The 15,564-nt window shown below is 69.1% G+C and carries 11 protein-coding genes; all 11 read right to left on the bottom strand.

Annotated elements, in window-relative coordinates:
- Window positions 1-84: 84 nt before the first annotated feature.
- The gene (locus ACP7CD_RS08345) at window positions 85-528 is read right to left on the bottom strand and encodes a hypothetical protein (RefSeq protein WP_426119935.1); all 444 of its coding nucleotides are present in this window, start codon (window positions 526-528) and stop codon (window positions 85-87) included.
- A gap of 177 nt (window positions 529-705) precedes the next feature.
- A complete protein-coding gene (locus tag ACP7CD_RS08350) occupies window positions 706-1,146 on the bottom strand; it encodes a hypothetical protein (RefSeq protein ID WP_368826944.1) in 441 nt (146 codons plus the stop codon).
- A gap of 187 nt (window positions 1,147-1,333) precedes the next feature.
- Window positions 1,334-1,987, bottom strand: a complete 654-nt coding sequence (gene deoC / locus ACP7CD_RS08355) for a deoxyribose-phosphate aldolase (RefSeq protein WP_426119937.1) — start codon at window positions 1,985-1,987, stop codon at window positions 1,334-1,336.
- A gap of 481 nt (window positions 1,988-2,468) precedes the next feature.
- Window positions 2,469-4,409: a glutamine--fructose-6-phosphate transaminase (isomerizing) gene (glmS, locus tag ACP7CD_RS08360; RefSeq protein WP_426119939.1), complete on the bottom strand. Its 1,941-nt coding sequence runs from the start codon at window positions 4,407-4,409 to the stop codon at window positions 2,469-2,471.
- 400 nt (window positions 4,410-4,809) lie between these two features.
- Entirely contained in the window at window positions 4,810-6,513 is a 1,704-nt protein-coding gene (locus tag ACP7CD_RS08365) for an endo-1,4-beta-xylanase (RefSeq protein WP_426119941.1), read from the bottom strand.
- Complete coding sequence (locus ACP7CD_RS08370) at window positions 6,501-8,288, bottom strand: polysaccharide deacetylase family protein (RefSeq protein ID WP_426119943.1); 1,788 nt, start codon at window positions 8,286-8,288, stop codon at window positions 6,501-6,503. The genes ACP7CD_RS08365 and ACP7CD_RS08370 overlap by 13 nt, the downstream gene beginning before the upstream one ends.
- Before the next feature lie 58 nt (window positions 8,289-8,346).
- Window positions 8,347-10,119, bottom strand: a complete 1,773-nt coding sequence (locus tag ACP7CD_RS08375) for a polysaccharide deacetylase family protein (RefSeq protein WP_426120029.1) — start codon at window positions 10,117-10,119, stop codon at window positions 8,347-8,349.
- Window positions 10,120-10,141: 22 nt separating this feature from the next.
- A complete protein-coding gene (locus tag ACP7CD_RS08380; RefSeq protein WP_426119945.1) occupies window positions 10,142-11,482 on the bottom strand; it encodes a glycosyltransferase family 2 protein in 1,341 nt (446 codons plus the stop codon).
- Between the two features lie 2 nt (window positions 11,483-11,484).
- Window positions 11,485-11,811, bottom strand: a complete 327-nt coding sequence (locus tag ACP7CD_RS08385; RefSeq protein ID WP_426119947.1) for a hypothetical protein — start codon at window positions 11,809-11,811, stop codon at window positions 11,485-11,487.
- A gap of 1,868 nt (window positions 11,812-13,679) precedes the next feature.
- Window positions 13,680-14,531 carry a uroporphyrinogen-III synthase gene (locus tag ACP7CD_RS08390; protein ID WP_426119949.1) on the bottom strand — a complete coding sequence of 284 codons (852 nt, stop codon included), beginning with the start codon at window positions 14,529-14,531 and terminating at the stop codon, window positions 13,680-13,682.
- Window positions 14,521-15,543: a uroporphyrinogen-III C-methyltransferase gene (gene cobA, locus ACP7CD_RS08395; protein WP_426119951.1), complete on the bottom strand. Its 1,023-nt coding sequence runs from the start codon at window positions 15,541-15,543 to the stop codon at window positions 14,521-14,523. The genes ACP7CD_RS08390 and cobA overlap by 11 nt, the downstream gene beginning before the upstream one ends.
- Window positions 15,544-15,564 lie beyond the last annotated feature (21 nt).

Below are 15,564 nucleotides of genomic sequence, written 5' to 3' on the forward strand. Positions count from 1 at the left end.
CCGCGGTGGGAGGGGACCTTTGCGGTGCGAGCGGTCGTCGGGCCCGACGACGTCGAACCCGACGACGTCGAACCCGGCGCGGCCCTACTCGACGTTCTTGCCGTACTTGTCACCGTGGTGGACAGATGCGGTCCTGGCGTCGCGCTCGCGGGGTTCGCGGGGGCCGTCGTCGAACGCGGCGGCGGTGCGACCCCGGCCCATCTCGGGGACCTCGGTGGTCGAGGGGACGTCCATGAGGACCGTGCGCCCGCCGAAGGCCTTCTTGGCGGTGCTGTTCTGCAGGATGCCCACGGGGATGAGCAGCGCCAGGGCATAGAGGCCCAGGCCGAGGATCCAGATCAGCGGGCTGTTGGGGTAGCTGGCGAAGGCGATGAAGCTGCCGATCATGATGGCCATGCACAGCGCGAGGAATACGAGGTTGTTGACCGTGCGTCCCTGGCCGGAGTGCGAGCGCACGGTGGCGCCGCCGCTGCGGCCGGTCGACGCGTCCGCCGAGGCGCTGGTGGAGGACTGGGCTCTGTTGGCCATGGATCTAACCCTTCTGGCGGTGGGAGGCGGCCGGTCACGGGCGGCCGCGAAGCATTCCCGGCCAGTCTAGTCGCACCGACCGACGCCCGGATGCTCCGCGCGACCGCCTCGTCCGCAACGCCGACGGCCCCCTGCCGCGGGTGCGGGAGGGGGCCGTGCGTCGTCGTGCGGGACGGTCTACTGGGTCGCCTTGCCCAGGGTGTCGTTCTTGTGCTCGGCACGGACCTCGGCGTCCCGGGTGCCGATGTTGCGGGGTGGGTCCGGGAAGGCCGCCGCGGTGGTCGGCTCGCCGGCGACCTCCGTGCTCGGCGGGACGTGCATGAGGATGGTGCGCCCGCCCTCGGCCTTCTTCGCGGTGCTGTTCTGCAGGATGCCCACGGGGATCAGCAGTGCCAGGGCGTAGAGGCCCAGGCCGACGATCCAGATCAGCGGGCTGTTCGGGTAGCTGGCGAAGGCGATGAAGCTGCCGATCATGATCGCCATGCACAGGACGAGGAAGACCAGGTTGTTGACCGTGCGTCCCTGGCCCGAGTGGGAGCGGACGGTGGCGCCGCCGCTGCGGCCGCTGGGCGTCGCGTCCGCAGCGGTGCTGGTGGACGACTGGGCTCGGTTGGCCATGGATCCAATCCTTCTGACGGTGGGAGCGGCCGGCCACGGCGGCCGCAGGGCGTTCGGGGCCAGTCTAGTCGTTCGGGCGCGGCCCGCGGCGGTGCCCGGTGGAGGGCGCGGCGGGCTCAGGAGATCCGGGCCGGTGCGCTCCACCGAGCAGGACCGGATGCGCTCGGCCGACCAGCGGGCGGCGGACTCAGCCGAGCAGTGCGGGACCGCTGCTGGCGCCGATCCGGGAGGCGCCGCCCTCGATCATCGCCAGGGCGTCCTCGCGGGTGCGGATCCCGCCGGAGGCCTTGACCCCGATGTCCGGGCCCACGGTGGCCCGCATCAGCCGCACGTCCGCCACGGTGGCCCCGGCGGTCGAGAAGCCCGTGGACGTCTTCACGTAGTCCGCGCCGGCGGCCACGGCGGCCTCGCAGGCGAGGACCTTCTGCTCGTCGGTCAGCAGGCACGTCTCGATGATCACCTTGAGCCGGGCCCCGCCCTGGTGGGCGGCCTCGGCGACGGCGCGCACATCGGCCTCGACCCGCTCGCGCTCGCCGGCGCGGGCGGCGGCGATGTCGATGACCATGTCGATCTCGTCGGCCCCGGCGGCCACGGCCGTCGCGGTCTCGAACGCCTTGACCTCCGTGGCGGACGCGCCCAGCGGGAAGCCGACCACGGCGCAGGTCAGCACGTCACTGCCCGCGAGCTGCTCCCGCACGAACGGCGTCCACAGCGGGTTGGTGCACACCGAGGCGAAGCCGTACTGCCTCGCCTCCGCGCACAGGGTGGCGATCTGCTCGCGGGAGGCCTCCGGCTTGAGCAGCGTGTGGTCGATGTAGGAGGCGAGCTGGGGGGTGGTCACGGGCGGCCTTTCGACAGGACGGGCGGGTCGCGCCCAGCCTACCCACGGAACCCTTGACGTTGTGGCACTCACCCCGCTGAACGATGCCCGCGCGGTAGGCGTCGAGGCCTCCCGATGATGGCGATTCCTACGCCGCCCTTCCGGAGGACGTCGAAGTGCCTGACGCCACCTCTTTTGCCCTGACCTGCCCGCGTGCGCCGGCCCGGACGGGCTCGACCCCGACGTCATCGGGGAGCGCCTCGAGCCTGATCGAGCGGCCCTGGACCGTCGGACCGTGGAGGCGGGCCAGCAGTGCCACACTGCGGGGCCCAGGCGTGCCGAGAGACACGGTGGTGCGGCAACTGACGCACGAGCCACTGGGATGGAGTCCCACGACACCGCCGATCATGCTCCGCCGCAACCGGTACACCGGTTGCAGACGCGTGCGGCGCCAGGACAAGTCCAAGGCCTCCGAGCCCATGACGAAGGCACCGGGTTGGGACTACTCGACCGTGACCGACTTCGCCAGGTTGCGCGGCTGGTCCACGTCGTAGCCCTTGGCGCTGGCGAAGGCGAGAGCGAAGATCTGCAGCGGGACCGTGGTGAGCAGCGGTGCGAGGAGTGCCGGGGACGAAGGCACGTAGAAGACATGCTCCGAGTGGTCGTCGATCGAGGTGTCGCCCTCCTCCGCGATGACGATCGTCACGGCACCGCGTGCACGGATCTCCTGGATGTTGGAAACCACTTTGGCGTGCAGGGAATCCCATGCGTTCGGTGACGGCATGACCACCACGACGGGCTGTCCCGCCTCGATGAGTGCGATCGGGCCGTGCTTGAGTTCACCTGCTGCGAAGCCCTCGGCGTGGATGTAGGCGAGCTCCTTGAGCTTGAGCGCGCCCTCCATGGCCACGGGGAAGCCCACGTGGCGGCCGAGGAACAGTACTGACTTCGCGTTCGACATTTCCGCGCCGAGCCGTTTGATCTTCTCGGCGTCGTCGAGGATGGTCTGGATCGTGGTGGGGATCTCCGAGAGGTCGGCGAGCACATCGGAGATCTCGTCGCGGAACTTGTTGCCGCGCAGCTGTGCGAGGTACAGGCCCAGCAGATAGGCCGCGGTGATCTGGGCGAGGAACGCCTTGGTCGAGGCCACGGCGATCTCGGGGCCGGCGTGCGTGTAGAGCACGGCGTCCGATTCGCGGGGGATTGTGGAGCCGTTGGTGTTGCAGATCGCGACGACCTTGGCGCCCTGCTCTCGGGCGTACCGGACAGCCATGAGCGTGTCCATGGTCTCGCCGGACTGCGAGATCGCTACCACGAGGGTCTTCTCGTTCACGATGGGATCCCGGTAGCGGAACTCGTGGGAGAGCTCCACCTCGGTGGGGATCCGGCACCAGTGCTCAATGGCGTACTTGGCGACCTGTCCGGCGTACGCAGAGGTTCCGCAGGCGAGCACCACGATCTTGTCGACGGAGCGCAGGATCGACTCGTCGATGCGGAGCTCGTCGAGGACGAGGTCGCCCGAGACGTCGGACCGCCCGAGAAGTGTCTGGGCGACGGCATCCGGCTGATCGTGGATCTCCTTCTCCATGAAGGAGTCGAAGCCGCCCTTCTCGGCCGCGGCGGCGTCCCAGCTGACGTGGAACTCTGTGCCCTCGGCGGGGGCGCCGAAGAAGTCGGTGATGGTGACGTCGTCGGGCGTGATGGTGACGATCTGGTCCTGGCCGAGTTCGACGGCGCGGCGCGTGAAGTCGATGAAGCCCGAGACGTCCGAGCCGAGGAAGTTCTCGCCGTCGCCGAGTCCGACCACGAGCGGGGAGTTGCGGCGTCCGGCGACGACGGTGCCGGGCTGGTCCCGGTGGATGGCGAGCAGGGTGAAGGCACCCTCGAGGCGCTGGCAGGCCTGCTGCAGGGCCAGGGTCAGGAGGTCGCCCTCGGCGCCGCTCTCGACGAGTGCACGGTAGAGGCGGCCAACGAGCCCGGCGGCGACCTCGGTGTCGGTGTCCGAGAGAAAGATCAGGCCCTCACCGGCGAGTTCGGCCTTGAGCTCGGCGAAGTTCTCGATGATCCCGTTGTGGATCAGTGCGAGCTTCCCGTCGTCGGCGAGGTGGGGGTGCGCGTTCTGGTCGGTGGGTCCACCGTGGGTCGCCCAGCGGGTGTGGCCGATACCGGTCAGTGAGGGCGGCAGCGGGTCGGCGGTCAGCTCGTCCACGAGGTTGCTCAGCTTGCCCGCCTTCTTGCGCGACTCGATGCCGTCGGCGGTGATCACCGCCACGCCTGCGGAGTCGTACCCGCGGTACTCGAGGCGCCGGAGGCCCTCCATGACGACGTCGAGCGCTCGGTGCTGCGCTCCGGACGGCTCGTTCTCGAATGCCGGAGCGGCTGAATTCAGCGCCGACGATGACTGGCCGTTATTCCGGCCTGCATATCCCACAATTCCACACATGACCTCGAGCTTACTGGTGCCGGTATTTGTGAAATAGTGTGACGTGCCTTGAGCGAATACATGTTGTTGCTCCAGCGGTACGGAAAAGTAGTACGCCACTGCTGGTAATGCTGCGTCATTAGGAGGGCCGGTTGATCTGTATCGGAAAAAACTTGGTTGTCGAGTGCAGGTGCACGACTCCGCGGGGGATCAGGAATTGTTGATCGGAAAGCATCACTGAATAGTGCCTTCGCTCGGACTGAAAACTGAAGGCATTACTGGGTGGAATTTTTGGACAAGGGGCCCAACACCCGCTTGTATTGTGCTCAGGCCAAGGGCAGCACTGATTCTGCTCGCTGGCTGAGGCATTCTCTTCCCCGGCAGCAGTGATCGCACGGCTTGTGCGCCTGGAGCCCTGCGCTCAGCCGCCCAGCGCTTGCCTCATGGCCTCGTATGCCGGGGTCGGGCGCCCGTCGTCGAACAGGAAGTCGTTGCCCTGGCGCAGTTTGCCGTGGCCGTCGATCCACCAGTTGTAGCGGTCGTCCACGCCCCAGGTGGTGTACGAGACGCAGGTACGTGAACGCAGGCAGGTGGCCAGCACTGCGGCGTACTGCTCGGCCTGGGCCTCCGTTCCTCGGTCGTCCGTGACGTCGTTCTCCGAGATGCGGACGCGGAACCCGGCGTCCTCGAAGAGATCGAGCGTATCGCTGAGGTCGTCGGCGGGAATGGCGTCGGTGTCGAGATCGTAGACATGGGCCTGGAGGCCGACGCCGTAGATGTGACCGCCCTGAGCGTTGGTCTCGAGGGCGAGCTCGAGCAGAGCGTCCTGGCGGTCACCCGGCACGTCCGCCCCGTTCTCGTTGATGAACTGCTTGACGTCGGGATCGGCGGCGTGGACGGCCTTGGAGACGACCGCCGGATAGTCGGGTCCGAAGACCCGGTACCAGACGTGCTCCTGAAGACTGGTCCCCTGATCGACGTCGAACGGCTCGTTGACGACGTCGAGCGAGTCCAGTCGCCCCTTGAAGTGCGTCACCACGGTGGTGACGTAGTCCAGGAGCACCTCGCCGCTCGCGCGGCGCTCCTCCTCGGTGCCGGCCGGGAGCTCCTGCATCCAGCGGGGCAGGGCCTCGCCGAACGCGATGGTGTGCCCGTGCACCGCCATGCCCTTGCTCTCGGCGATCGCGAGGATCGCGTCGGCCTCCTCGAAGGTGTACACGCCCTGCTGCGGGGAGAGGTACTGGGGTTTCATCGCGTTCTCCGGCGTGACGGCGCCGAAGTTGCCGATGAGCTCCTGCGCGTAGTCGGAGTCCGAGACCAGCGGCCCCAGTGCCACCGCGGCGCCGATCCTGAAGCCCGGCCGTTCCCGGTCGGCGAGGGCCTGCAGCCCGTCCTCCGACCGCTCGGCCCGCGCCACCGCCGGGCCTGCGGCGGCCAGCGGTGCCCCTTCCGGCGCGGTGGCGGTGAGGGAGTCGACCTGGAAGGAGCCGTCCTCGCTCGACAGCCCCAGCCAGAGCTCTCCCGACTCGAACACCCCGCCGTAGGGCAGCGAGGACACGGTGTCCCCGTCGTCCGCGATCTCGAGCGTGTCCCCGGACCGGCGCACCGTGAGCGTGGCCTCCGGGTCCGAGACCGTGACGTGCTCCTCGTACACCGGCCAGGGTTCATTAACATCCTCCTGCGGCGAACCGTCGAAGACCTCGATCTCGAGGTCGTCGCCGCGCAGGGTGAGCCGCAGGCCCGCCGGCTGGATCCGGAACTCGTCGGCGATCACCGGAGGGCTGTCGTAGATGGCCCAGGAGGCATCGCCGGTCACGTCGGAGAAGGAGGCGCTGAGAGTGAAGTCCCCCTCGGCCACCAGGTGCGTTCCGGCCAGGTTGAGCGCCGGGTTCGGCTGGCCGCCCCCGCCGTCCTGCTCGACGATGCGCCGCGCGGTGGACGAGACCTCCAGGACGTCGCCGCCGTTCGTCACCCCCGGCACGTGCTGCCAGTCCTGCTGGAGCAGGTCGACGGCAACGTCGGGCCCGGGCGCCGGATCGTTGGGGGAGCACCCCACGACGGCGAGCAGCAGACCGGACGCCATCACGGCCAGGACCCGTGTGTGCCCGGCCCTCAGGGCCGCCACCAGCGGACGTCGTCGAGGTAGGCCAGCAGCTCGGTGTCCCCGGTCACGTAGACCTGCAGGCTCGCCGTCGCGACGTCGGCCGAGCTCGGCGAGTACGTCAGGTCGACGTCGGTGACGCCCGCGTCGGAGCTGGCCAGCTTCCACTGCCCGGAGATCCAGTTGCCGTCGGCGTCGTACTCGTCGATGTACCAGCCGACGTCACCGGTGGTGCGATCCCTGATGTCGAGGTGCGCCGAGATGCGGTAGTCGCCCGGCGTCACGTCGACCAGCGGCGAGAACAGGTGGACGTTGGCCGCCGTCCCCTGCACCTTCACCGAGTTCACCGGGTTGGCCGGGGAGCCGTTGCCGGCGTCGTCGGCCACGACGGCCGTCGCGGCGTCGGTCCTCCAGCCATCGGCGATGCCGGCGTCGAAGGTGCCGTTGGCCACCAGGTTGGCGGCGGGCGGTGGCGGGGTCTCGGCGCCGAGGGCCAGCAGCTCGACGTTGTCCAGATGGGCCGTGATCCCGGTCCCCTCGACGATCACCTGAAGACTGGCCTCGGCGACGTCCGTCGAACTCGGCGTATAGGCGAAGTTGAGCTCCTGCACCCACCGGGAGTTCTCCTGCGTCTTGTACTGCCCGGAGACCCAGTTCCCGGCCGCGACGTACTCGTCGATGTAGAACGCCACCTCGCCCGAGGTCAGCGAGGAGACGTCGAGGAAGGTCTTGTACAGATAGTTCGTCCCCGGGGTGACGGCGACCTGGGGTGAGAACAGGTGCGACGGGGTCGCACCTGACACGAGCTTCACCGACCTCGTGGGATCGGGGTAGCTGCCGCTGCCGCCGGCATCCGCCGTGATGGTCGCGGGAGCATCGGTCCGCCACCCCTCGCCGACGCCCGCGTTGAAGCTGGCGTTGGGCATCTTGTTGGGGGTGCCGGACACGAGGCCTTCGGAGACGTTGACGTTCTCGATCTCCCCGGCCGCCACCTTGGTCTGCACGTAGGCGGCGAGCTCGTCCAGCTCCGCCGTCCCGTACTCGAAGGCATCGGGGTCCTGGCTCGGATCCGCGGCGATCTCGTGGAAGGTGAACACGACCCAGGTGTCGTTGGCGATCGCCTCGTCGACCTTCGCCTTCAGGGTCTCGACGGGGGTGACCCCCTCCTGGACCGGGACGTTCTGCAGCAGGTAGTCGCTGTACGGCCAGTAGTTGCTGCCCGTGTCGGCGAAGCCCCGCATCGAGCTGTAGTACTTGGCCGCTGTGGCCATGACCGTCTGGTCGTAGTCGCCGTACGGCGGGGCGAACGCGGTCGCGTTGATGCCGCGCGCAGCGAGGGCGGACTTGCTGCCGGCCAGTTCCGCATCGATCTCGGCGGGCGTCAGCCTGTTGTCCTGGCAGCCGTTGCCGGCGCTCGCCAGGCACCGGTGGGAGGCGGTGTGCGAGCCGATCTCCCAGCCGTAGGTGTTCTGCAGCTCCTGGATCTGGTCCCAGGTCATGTACGGGACGCTGGGATTCGCCCGGCACGAGTTCGGCACGGTGGTGATGCCGACGCAGTCCGTGGGGACGTAGTTCGTGCCGGTGAGCCCGTGCTTCTGCAGCGTGGGTGCGGCCTCGGTGAGGGAGCTGAGGAAGCCGTCGTCGAAGGTGAAGGACACCAGCGGCGAAGGCTCCGGGTTCGCCACGGCGGCGTGCGCCGTCGTCGGTGTCAGCAGCCCCGCGGTCAGTGCCAGCACCGCCCCTGCCGCTGCGGCGAGCCTGGCGCCCGACCGTGGGAAGCGGAACCTGCTTCTGCTCATGGCATTCTCCGGTTTCTTCCGGGTGGCCGGCAGAGCCGGATCACACTGTTGGGGGCCATCACGAGCCCTGGAGCTGCTCGAACGCTGGTGCGACCGGCTGGACCTCGATGCCGCTCTCGTCGATGAGCCGCAGCTGATCGGCGAAGACGTCGGTGCTGATGTTGTTCCGGTCCGCGAGGATCGCCTCCTGCTCAGTCCAGGACGAGTCGGGATCCGCGACCTGGTGGTAGACGAGGATCAGCCAGCCGTTCGCCCGAGACGTCTCGGCGAGCGCTGCGGCCAGCTCGTCCTGCGTGGTCTCGTTGGTCACGTAGTAGACCTTGAGATCGTGCGTGTCGAGGTTCTGCCGGGTGTTGATGCCGTGCTTCGTGCTGCGCACGATGTCGAAGTACTTGCTCGCATGCCAGTCGACCTGGGGGTCCGACCGTCCGTACGGGGGTGCCAGGTTGTCGGTGCCGAGACCGGCCTCCTCCAGCATCTCGTCACCCTGCCGCATCTGCTCCTCCAGCCGGTCGGCGCCGATCGAGGTGAGATCGACGTGCTCGTAGCTGTGCGCGGCGATCTCGTGCCCGGCCTCGTGCATCTGCCGCACCTCGGCGGCCGTCATGAAGTCCGGGGTCTCGAGGGAGCTGGGGTTGACGTACTGGGTGGACCGGAACCCGTGCTCGTCCATCAGGGGCAAGGCGTGGTCGTAGATCGACTGCCAGCCGTCGTCGAACGAGATCGACACCATGGGCTGGTCCCAGCGGAGGGGGCCCTCCTTCGTGACATCGACCAGCGAGTGGTCGCGCACTCCGGTGGTGCCGTTGCCGTGCGAGACCAGGGTGACCACGGCCGTCGTCGCACCCTTGGGAACCTGGAAGGACTTCTTGATCCTCGTCCACTCACCTGCCGGCGGCACCGTCGCCAGGTGGTGGAACTCGCGCTCACCGTCGGCGCGCACGAACTCCGCCACGACGTCCGCCTTGCGCTCGGACCGGTAGGTCGCCCCGAACTCGAAGTACTGGTCAGGAGTCACCGGGACCGGCTGGTACTCCCACTTCGCCTCGCCGTCCTGGTAGTTCGCGATGCGGGTCCAGAGGAAGCTGCCGTCCTCGTCCTGGCCGCGGCCGGACTCGACCGTCGACGCTCCGGAGGTGTACGGAGACCATGAGTCGGGTGCGCCCGGCTGGGGGCCGGTGAGCTCGGGGTTGGGAACGAGGTTGGGGCCCGTCGCCGCGGCGGGCGGCAACCGGACGTCGTCCGCCGCCTCGAGGTACGCGCCCTCGACCGTGAGGGTGCCCTTCGAGGCGACCCGGAAGACGTACTCCACCGCGGTCACCGTGTCCGCGCTGTCGAACGCGTCGCTCACCGTGAACGGGAGCTCGCTCGGCCGCTCGAGCTGGTTCGGCAGCTGCTCCAGAGTCACACTGCCGTCGGCGTGGTGCCGGCGGACCAGCAGCGTGAAGTCCGTGCTGCTGGTGGTGAAGGCCTTGAACAGATAGGTCTCGTTGGGCTCGACCTCCACCCGTGGGCTCGTCAGCGTCACATCGCCCGAGCCGTACCGGGCGACGTCCAGCTGCAAGGCCTGGGCCTGGTCGCGCACCTGCCCGTCGACCAGCTCCAGCGAAGCCTGGGCGTCACCGCTGCGGCTGATGTTCCAGTCGACCGCGGACTCAGCGGCCGCCGACACTCCCGAAGCCGGGGCGCCCTCCGCAGTCGGTTGGAGCGGGGGGAGCAGGTTCGAGCCGGGCCGCGCCTGAGCGATGCCGTCCGTCCCCGCGGTGTACAGCATCCATCCGCTGGTGATGAGGGCTGCCACCAGGGAGACGACGACGAGCGGATTGAACATCACCCTGCGGAACCATCCACGCTCACGCACCACTGGCCACCTCCACACTGCCGGCCCGTTCCGGGGACTTCCACGTGTTGATCTCAGGGCGCTTGAACAGGCCCTGCGCGTTCGCGATGCAGCGGATCGCCGCCGTCAGCTGGATCAGGTCCATGATGTAGAACAAGAAGTACGCCGTCGGTGCATAGATCGACAACCGGGCGCGTTCGCGCCTCGACAGGTTCTCGTCCATCCAGACCGTCAGCAGGGTGTATGCGGTGATGGTTGCGTATGCGCCGATCACCAGGCCCGCCGTCTGCGTGGCCAGCGACCAGTAGACCGCATACGACAGGGCGAGGGGTGAGACGAGCAGCGTGAACTCGCTGAGCAGCGCCATCGGCATGCGGTAGTAGGTCAGCGTGCGGGTGTACCGGCGGCTCGGGTTGAGCACCAGGCCGCGGTATTTGATGAGGTTCTGGATGCTGCCGTACTTCCAGCGGTAGCGCTGCTTGGCCAGCGCCCGGAAGGTGAGTACCCCCTCGGTCTTGGCGACCACGTCCGCGCCGTAGATCATGCGGAAGCGTCGGTTGCCCAGGTTGGTGATCTTCGCGCTCAGCCCGATGTCCTCGGTGAGGGTGTCCGTGTCGTAGAAGTCGACCTTGCGCAGCACGCTCATCCGGTAGGTGGAGGCCACTCCACCGACCACGAATTCGCAATTGAGCATCGAGTAGAGCTTTTTGGAGCGGTATCCGATCATGTGCTCGAAGCGCTGCAGGATGCCCAGCGCTGTCGGCTCTTCCAGGATCTGCACGTTGGCGGCAACACCGGCCACATACGGGTCATCGAAGTAGGACAGGGCATTCATCATGGCGTCCGGTTCGATGATCGAGTCGGCGTCGAATGTCATGACGAACTGGCCGCGAGCGTACTGGCGAAGCGCAGCGTTGAGGGCTCCGCCCTTGCCGACGTTCTCGGGCATCTCCACGATGCGCAGGTCCAGGTCGGGGTGCTGCATCTGGTAGTCGAGGACCAGCTGACCGGTGCGGTCTGTGGAGGCGTCGTCGGCGACGAGGACCTCGTAGAAGGGATAGGTGCTGCGCCGCAGGGAGTCGAGCGTCCGGACGATCACGGCCTCCTCGTTGTGAGCGGCGATGACGACGGAGATGAGCCCGGGCACCTCTGGAGGGCCAGAGCGGCTCCAGATGGCCGTCGCCGCGCACTCCGGCTCGCTCGCGTTCGGGAGCCGGACCCCACCCCACATGCTCTTCCGCCGCTGTTGCCAGACGTCGTAGAAGTTGGCGCCCACCAGGTACAGACCGAAGTGCACGACGTAGAGGATGCTGACGCCCGCGAACAGCCAGAAGATCACCAGTGCGATGTCCATGCTCACCACCCCGTGGAACTGCCGGCCAACGCGGGGACGCGGCGCGGGGTCTTTGCGGACGCGGCAGCCGACACCCCGGCCGGCTGCCGGATCCCGTCGAACGTGGTGCTCGTGGCGGCGGCCGGAACGGTCTCGCTCGGCGCCACGGCGCCGGCGAGGCCCGTGCGAGCGGCACCACGCCGATACATGGAGACGCCGATGAAGCGGATGACCAAAGTGAGGATCACCAAGGACCACAGCACCACACTCAACTGAGCCACGAAATCGAGCAGGCTCTCGAACATCGCTGCGTCCCGGCCGAAGGTCACCTGCCCGGTCACAGTGACCACGTTCCCAACCTGCATCATGAAAAAACCTCCCCTAATACGTGCGTGTCATCTATTGCGGCGCGACCCTGGAGCTGGCCGCACTGTTCCGCCAACCCCTGTGCTCCGAGGAGCGCGAATGGAACTTCACGCTCAGGGAGCGGAAAGTATGTCGGGCGGACCATGGTGTCGATACTTCCCAGATGTGTCTTCGGGGATTCGATACCGTTGAGCGGTTTCAGAAATCTGATCTCCGGAGTGGGGTCGTCGATGAACCGCTGTCCGGCCCCTTGGCCGGCGACTGGAACTCTTGTCGGTCCGAGTCGAAACCGGCACCGGGGAACTCCGCGGCACCTCTCTCGGAGGTTCCGGCGTGCTCCACGCTCGCGTCGCGCACCGCGTCCGAGATTCTTTTCGTAAATGTCAGAAAGGCCAGTGAGCCCGAATGCATGCGTACCGATGAATTCGCCTGTAGGCATGACGGATCTGTCTGCCGAACACATTGCTAGCCCCCTGAAAGCATTACCGACTCTCGTTCGCGAGTCAGTTGGCCCGTCCCCCCGGAAGAACCAACCTCCAGAGAGCATGCAGTATTTGCGCTTGCAGTCATAGGCGGAACCACGTGACACATTGAGGGCAGCCAATTCAGAAGTATGTATTTGGGATCGTCAATGACTGAATTGGAGGTAGGTCGGGACGGCAGGGGCGTCGATACGCTCTAAAAATGTAGGCCGAACTGTGGTCGGGACAATCTCCCCGTGTCCCCCAATTGGCTATGCGCGACTGTGAAGTGTGGTCACATTCGTGACGGTGTGTTGCAGACACAACCGGGTGGCTGTCGCGCTGACTAGACAAAGCAGTCCCCGCGGGCGCAGCCGCCCGGGTCCGCTGTACCGTGGGAATGGATGCAATTCTATGGGGCGAGAAGTTGTGCCACGAACGCCTCCGACGTGCCGGACCATGGGGCTCTGGGCGCAGGCCATGAGCCGGAGACGGTGTGCATGTCTGGGGCTGCCGCGGACAGCCATGGCTGGGCAGGAGTGGCCCGCGGAAGGCGCGGTGGGCTCAGCTGAGGAGTGCGGGACCGCTGCCGGCGCCGATCCGGGAGGCGCCGGTCTCGACCGCCGCGCAGGTCAGTACGTCGCTGCCTGCCAGCTGCTGCTCGCACGGAGCCGGTCCACACCGGGTTGGTGCACACCGAGGCGAAGCCGTACTGACGAGCCTCCTCGCACAGGGTGGCGATCTGCTCGCGGGAGGTCTCCGGCTTGAGCAGCGTGTCGTCGACGTACGAGGCGAGCTGAGGGATGGTCACGGGCGGCCTGTCGGCGGTCGGGCGGTCCGCGCCCAGCCTGCCGCCCACCGCCGCGGCGTCCGCAGGAGGAATCCGCGGAGAGTCCGGCGGAGAGGCTGGTGGAGCCCCACGGAGAGTCCGGCGAAGAGGCTGGTGGAGCCCCACGGAGCATGGTGGAGAGCCCGGTGCACAGCCCCTCGGAGAGTCCGGTATCAGGCCCGGCGGGGCCCGGCAGGGGACTCGGCCGGACGGCAGCTCGGCGGCCGTGACCATTCCGTCACCATTACATCAGGAAAGTGTTCGCTAATGCGGAACATTCTGCTACATTCAGTGCACGCGGACCGAAAGTCCGCCTGACCTGCGACGTCGGCGGTTGCTGAGCGGTCGCAGGGGTGCGTCGGGGTACCCCCGGTTCCCCTGACCCCCGCTCCGGCGCGCCCCCGCAATCGTCCCGCGCCCGTGGCGCCGGCGATCGGTCACGGGGCCGTTGTCGTTGCCATTGCCGTACCTGTTGCCGTGTCGTTGCCGTGCGGTGGCCGGTCGGCCACCGGGCGCTCCACCACCACCGAGCGGTCCCCGCGTGCGGCCGCGGTCGGGACGCCTACCGTGCGTCGTCGTCGGTGCCCGTCCCGGCCAGAGCCTCCGTGAGCTGCTTGAGCATCGCGCCCATCCGGAACCGCTCCGGCACCAGTGGGTCGATCCCGAGCTCGAGCAGCGGCGCGGCCGTCACCGGCCCCACGGTCGCGGCCAGCATCCCGCGGCGGAACGCGGCCAGCAGCTCCTCGTGCAGCCCCAGCTCCTCCGCCGTGCTGAACAGTGCGTCCACGGCCGGGGCGGCGGTGAACGTCACGGCGTCCACCCGCCCGGCGGCGGCCTCGCGCACGAGCACCGGCACCTGCCCGGCGTCGTCGGCGGGGGCCCACCGGTAGGGGGTCACGGTGAGCACGCGAGCCCCGGCGTCGGTCAGCCGGCGGCGCTGGACCGCGTCCGCGATCCCGTGCAGCTGCAGGCCGATCGTGCGCCCGGCGAGATTCCCGCCGTGCTCGGCCAGCACCAGGTCCACGAGCCCGGCGGTGGTCTCGTCCGCGGACATGCCGGCGTCCTCGAGGCCCAGGCCGCGCACCGCGCCGCGGCCCTTGGGCCCGCGCACGTAGACGGCGGCCTCGCGCAGGCACAGCAGCAGGTCCGCGTCGAAGCCCTGGGCCACGGCGGCGTCGTGCCAGCGGCGCAGGCCGTAGCCGGTGGTCAGCAGCACGAGGTCCGGGCGGGCCTCGAACATCGCCCGGGAGGCGGCCGCGAGCCCGGCGTCCTCGCCGACCGGCTCCACGCGCAGGGCGGGGGCGTGCAGCACGCGGGCGCCGCGGCGCTCGAGGGCGGCGATCTGGTCCTCGGAGCGGCGGTGCGCGGTCACGCCGACCACCCGGCCGGCCAGGGGCAGGTCCTCAGCAGCCATGGGCGGTGACCTCCGCGAGGAACGCGTCCCGCTCGGCGGTCGCCAGGCGGACCACGGGACCGACGACGACGACGGCGGGCGAGCCGCAGCCCGCCGCCGCGGTGTCCGCGACCGCGGTGGCGAGCGTGCTGATGGTGGAGCGCTGCCGGTCGGTGAACCCGCGCTCCACCACAGCGAGTGGCGTCCTGGGATCGGCGCCGTTGCGGACCAGGCCGGCCACGAGGTGGGGGAGGGTGGCCACCCCCATGAGCACCACCAGGGTGCCCCCGCCGGCGCCGAGGCCGGCGAAGTGGGCGAGCTCCGCCTCGGAGAACGGCACGTGCCCGGAGGCGACCGTGAACATCCGGGAGACCTCGCGGAAGGTCACGGGGATCCCGGCCGCGCCCGGCACCGAGACCGCGCTGGTGATCCCCGGGACCACGTCCACGGGGATGCCGTGGGCGGCGCACGCGGCGAGCTCCTCGGCGCCGCGGCCGAAGACGTAGGGGTCCCCGCCCTTGAGCCGGACGACCGAGCGCCCGGCCAGGGCGTGCTCCACCATGAGGTCCTGGATCTGCGACTGCGGGACCGGGTGGTGGCCGGGGGTCTTGCCGACGGGGACGATCTCGGCGCCGGGGGCCGCGGCGGCCACCGCGCCCGCGGGGGCGAGCCGGTCGACGAACACCACGTCGGCGTCCTGCAGGGCCGCCACGGCGCGCACGGTGAGCAGGTCGTCCGCGCCGGGGCCGCCGCCGACCAGGGTCACCCGGCCGCCGGTGCGGGCCGCAGGCTCCTGCACCACGGGCACGCGGGCGCCGGCCGCGGCCAAGGCCTCGCGCCAGCGCTGCGCCGCCGGGCCCACGACCACGGCGAGCGCGACGCCCGCGAGGTCCGCCGGGTCGAGCAGCGCGGGCTCGGCCACGGAGCGGACGGCGGCGCCGGCCGCCTCGTAGCGGCGCCGGGCGCGGCGGGCGTCGTCCGGGGCGCCGAGGACGAGCACCGGGACTCCGGTGAGGTCGGCGGTCAACAGCATGCGGTCCTCCAGGGGGAGAGC

It is taken from the genome of Kocuria sp. LHG3120, from assembly GCF_049897445.1.
Lineage (GTDB): Bacteria > Actinomycetota > Actinomycetes > Actinomycetales > Micrococcaceae > Kocuria > Kocuria rosea.

Coding starts and splice junctions, on each gene's coding strand:
- ACP7CD_RS08390 (WP_426119949.1), bottom strand. CDS start 14,531: ATGGCTGCTGAGGACCTGCCCCTGGCCGGCCGGGTGGTCGGCGTGACC.
- ACP7CD_RS08350 (WP_368826944.1), bottom strand. CDS start 1,146: ATGGCCAACCGAGCCCAGTCGTCCACCAGCACCGCTGCGGACGCGACG.
- glmS (WP_426119939.1), bottom strand. CDS start 4,409: ATGTGTGGAATTGTGGGATATGCAGGCCGGAATAACGGCCAGTCATCG.
- cobA (WP_426119951.1), bottom strand. CDS start 15,543: ATGCTGTTGACCGCCGACCTCACCGGAGTCCCGGTGCTCGTCCTCGGC.
- ACP7CD_RS08375 (WP_426120029.1), bottom strand. CDS start 10,119: ATGTTCAATCCGCTCGTCGTCGTCTCCCTGGTGGCAGCCCTCATCACC.
- ACP7CD_RS08345 (WP_426119935.1), bottom strand. CDS start 528: ATGGCCAACAGAGCCCAGTCCTCCACCAGCGCCTCGGCGGACGCGTCG.
- ACP7CD_RS08370 (WP_426119943.1), bottom strand. CDS start 8,288: ATGAGCAGAAGCAGGTTCCGCTTCCCACGGTCGGGCGCCAGGCTCGCC.
- ACP7CD_RS08380 (WP_426119945.1), bottom strand. CDS start 11,482: ATGGACATCGCACTGGTGATCTTCTGGCTGTTCGCGGGCGTCAGCATC.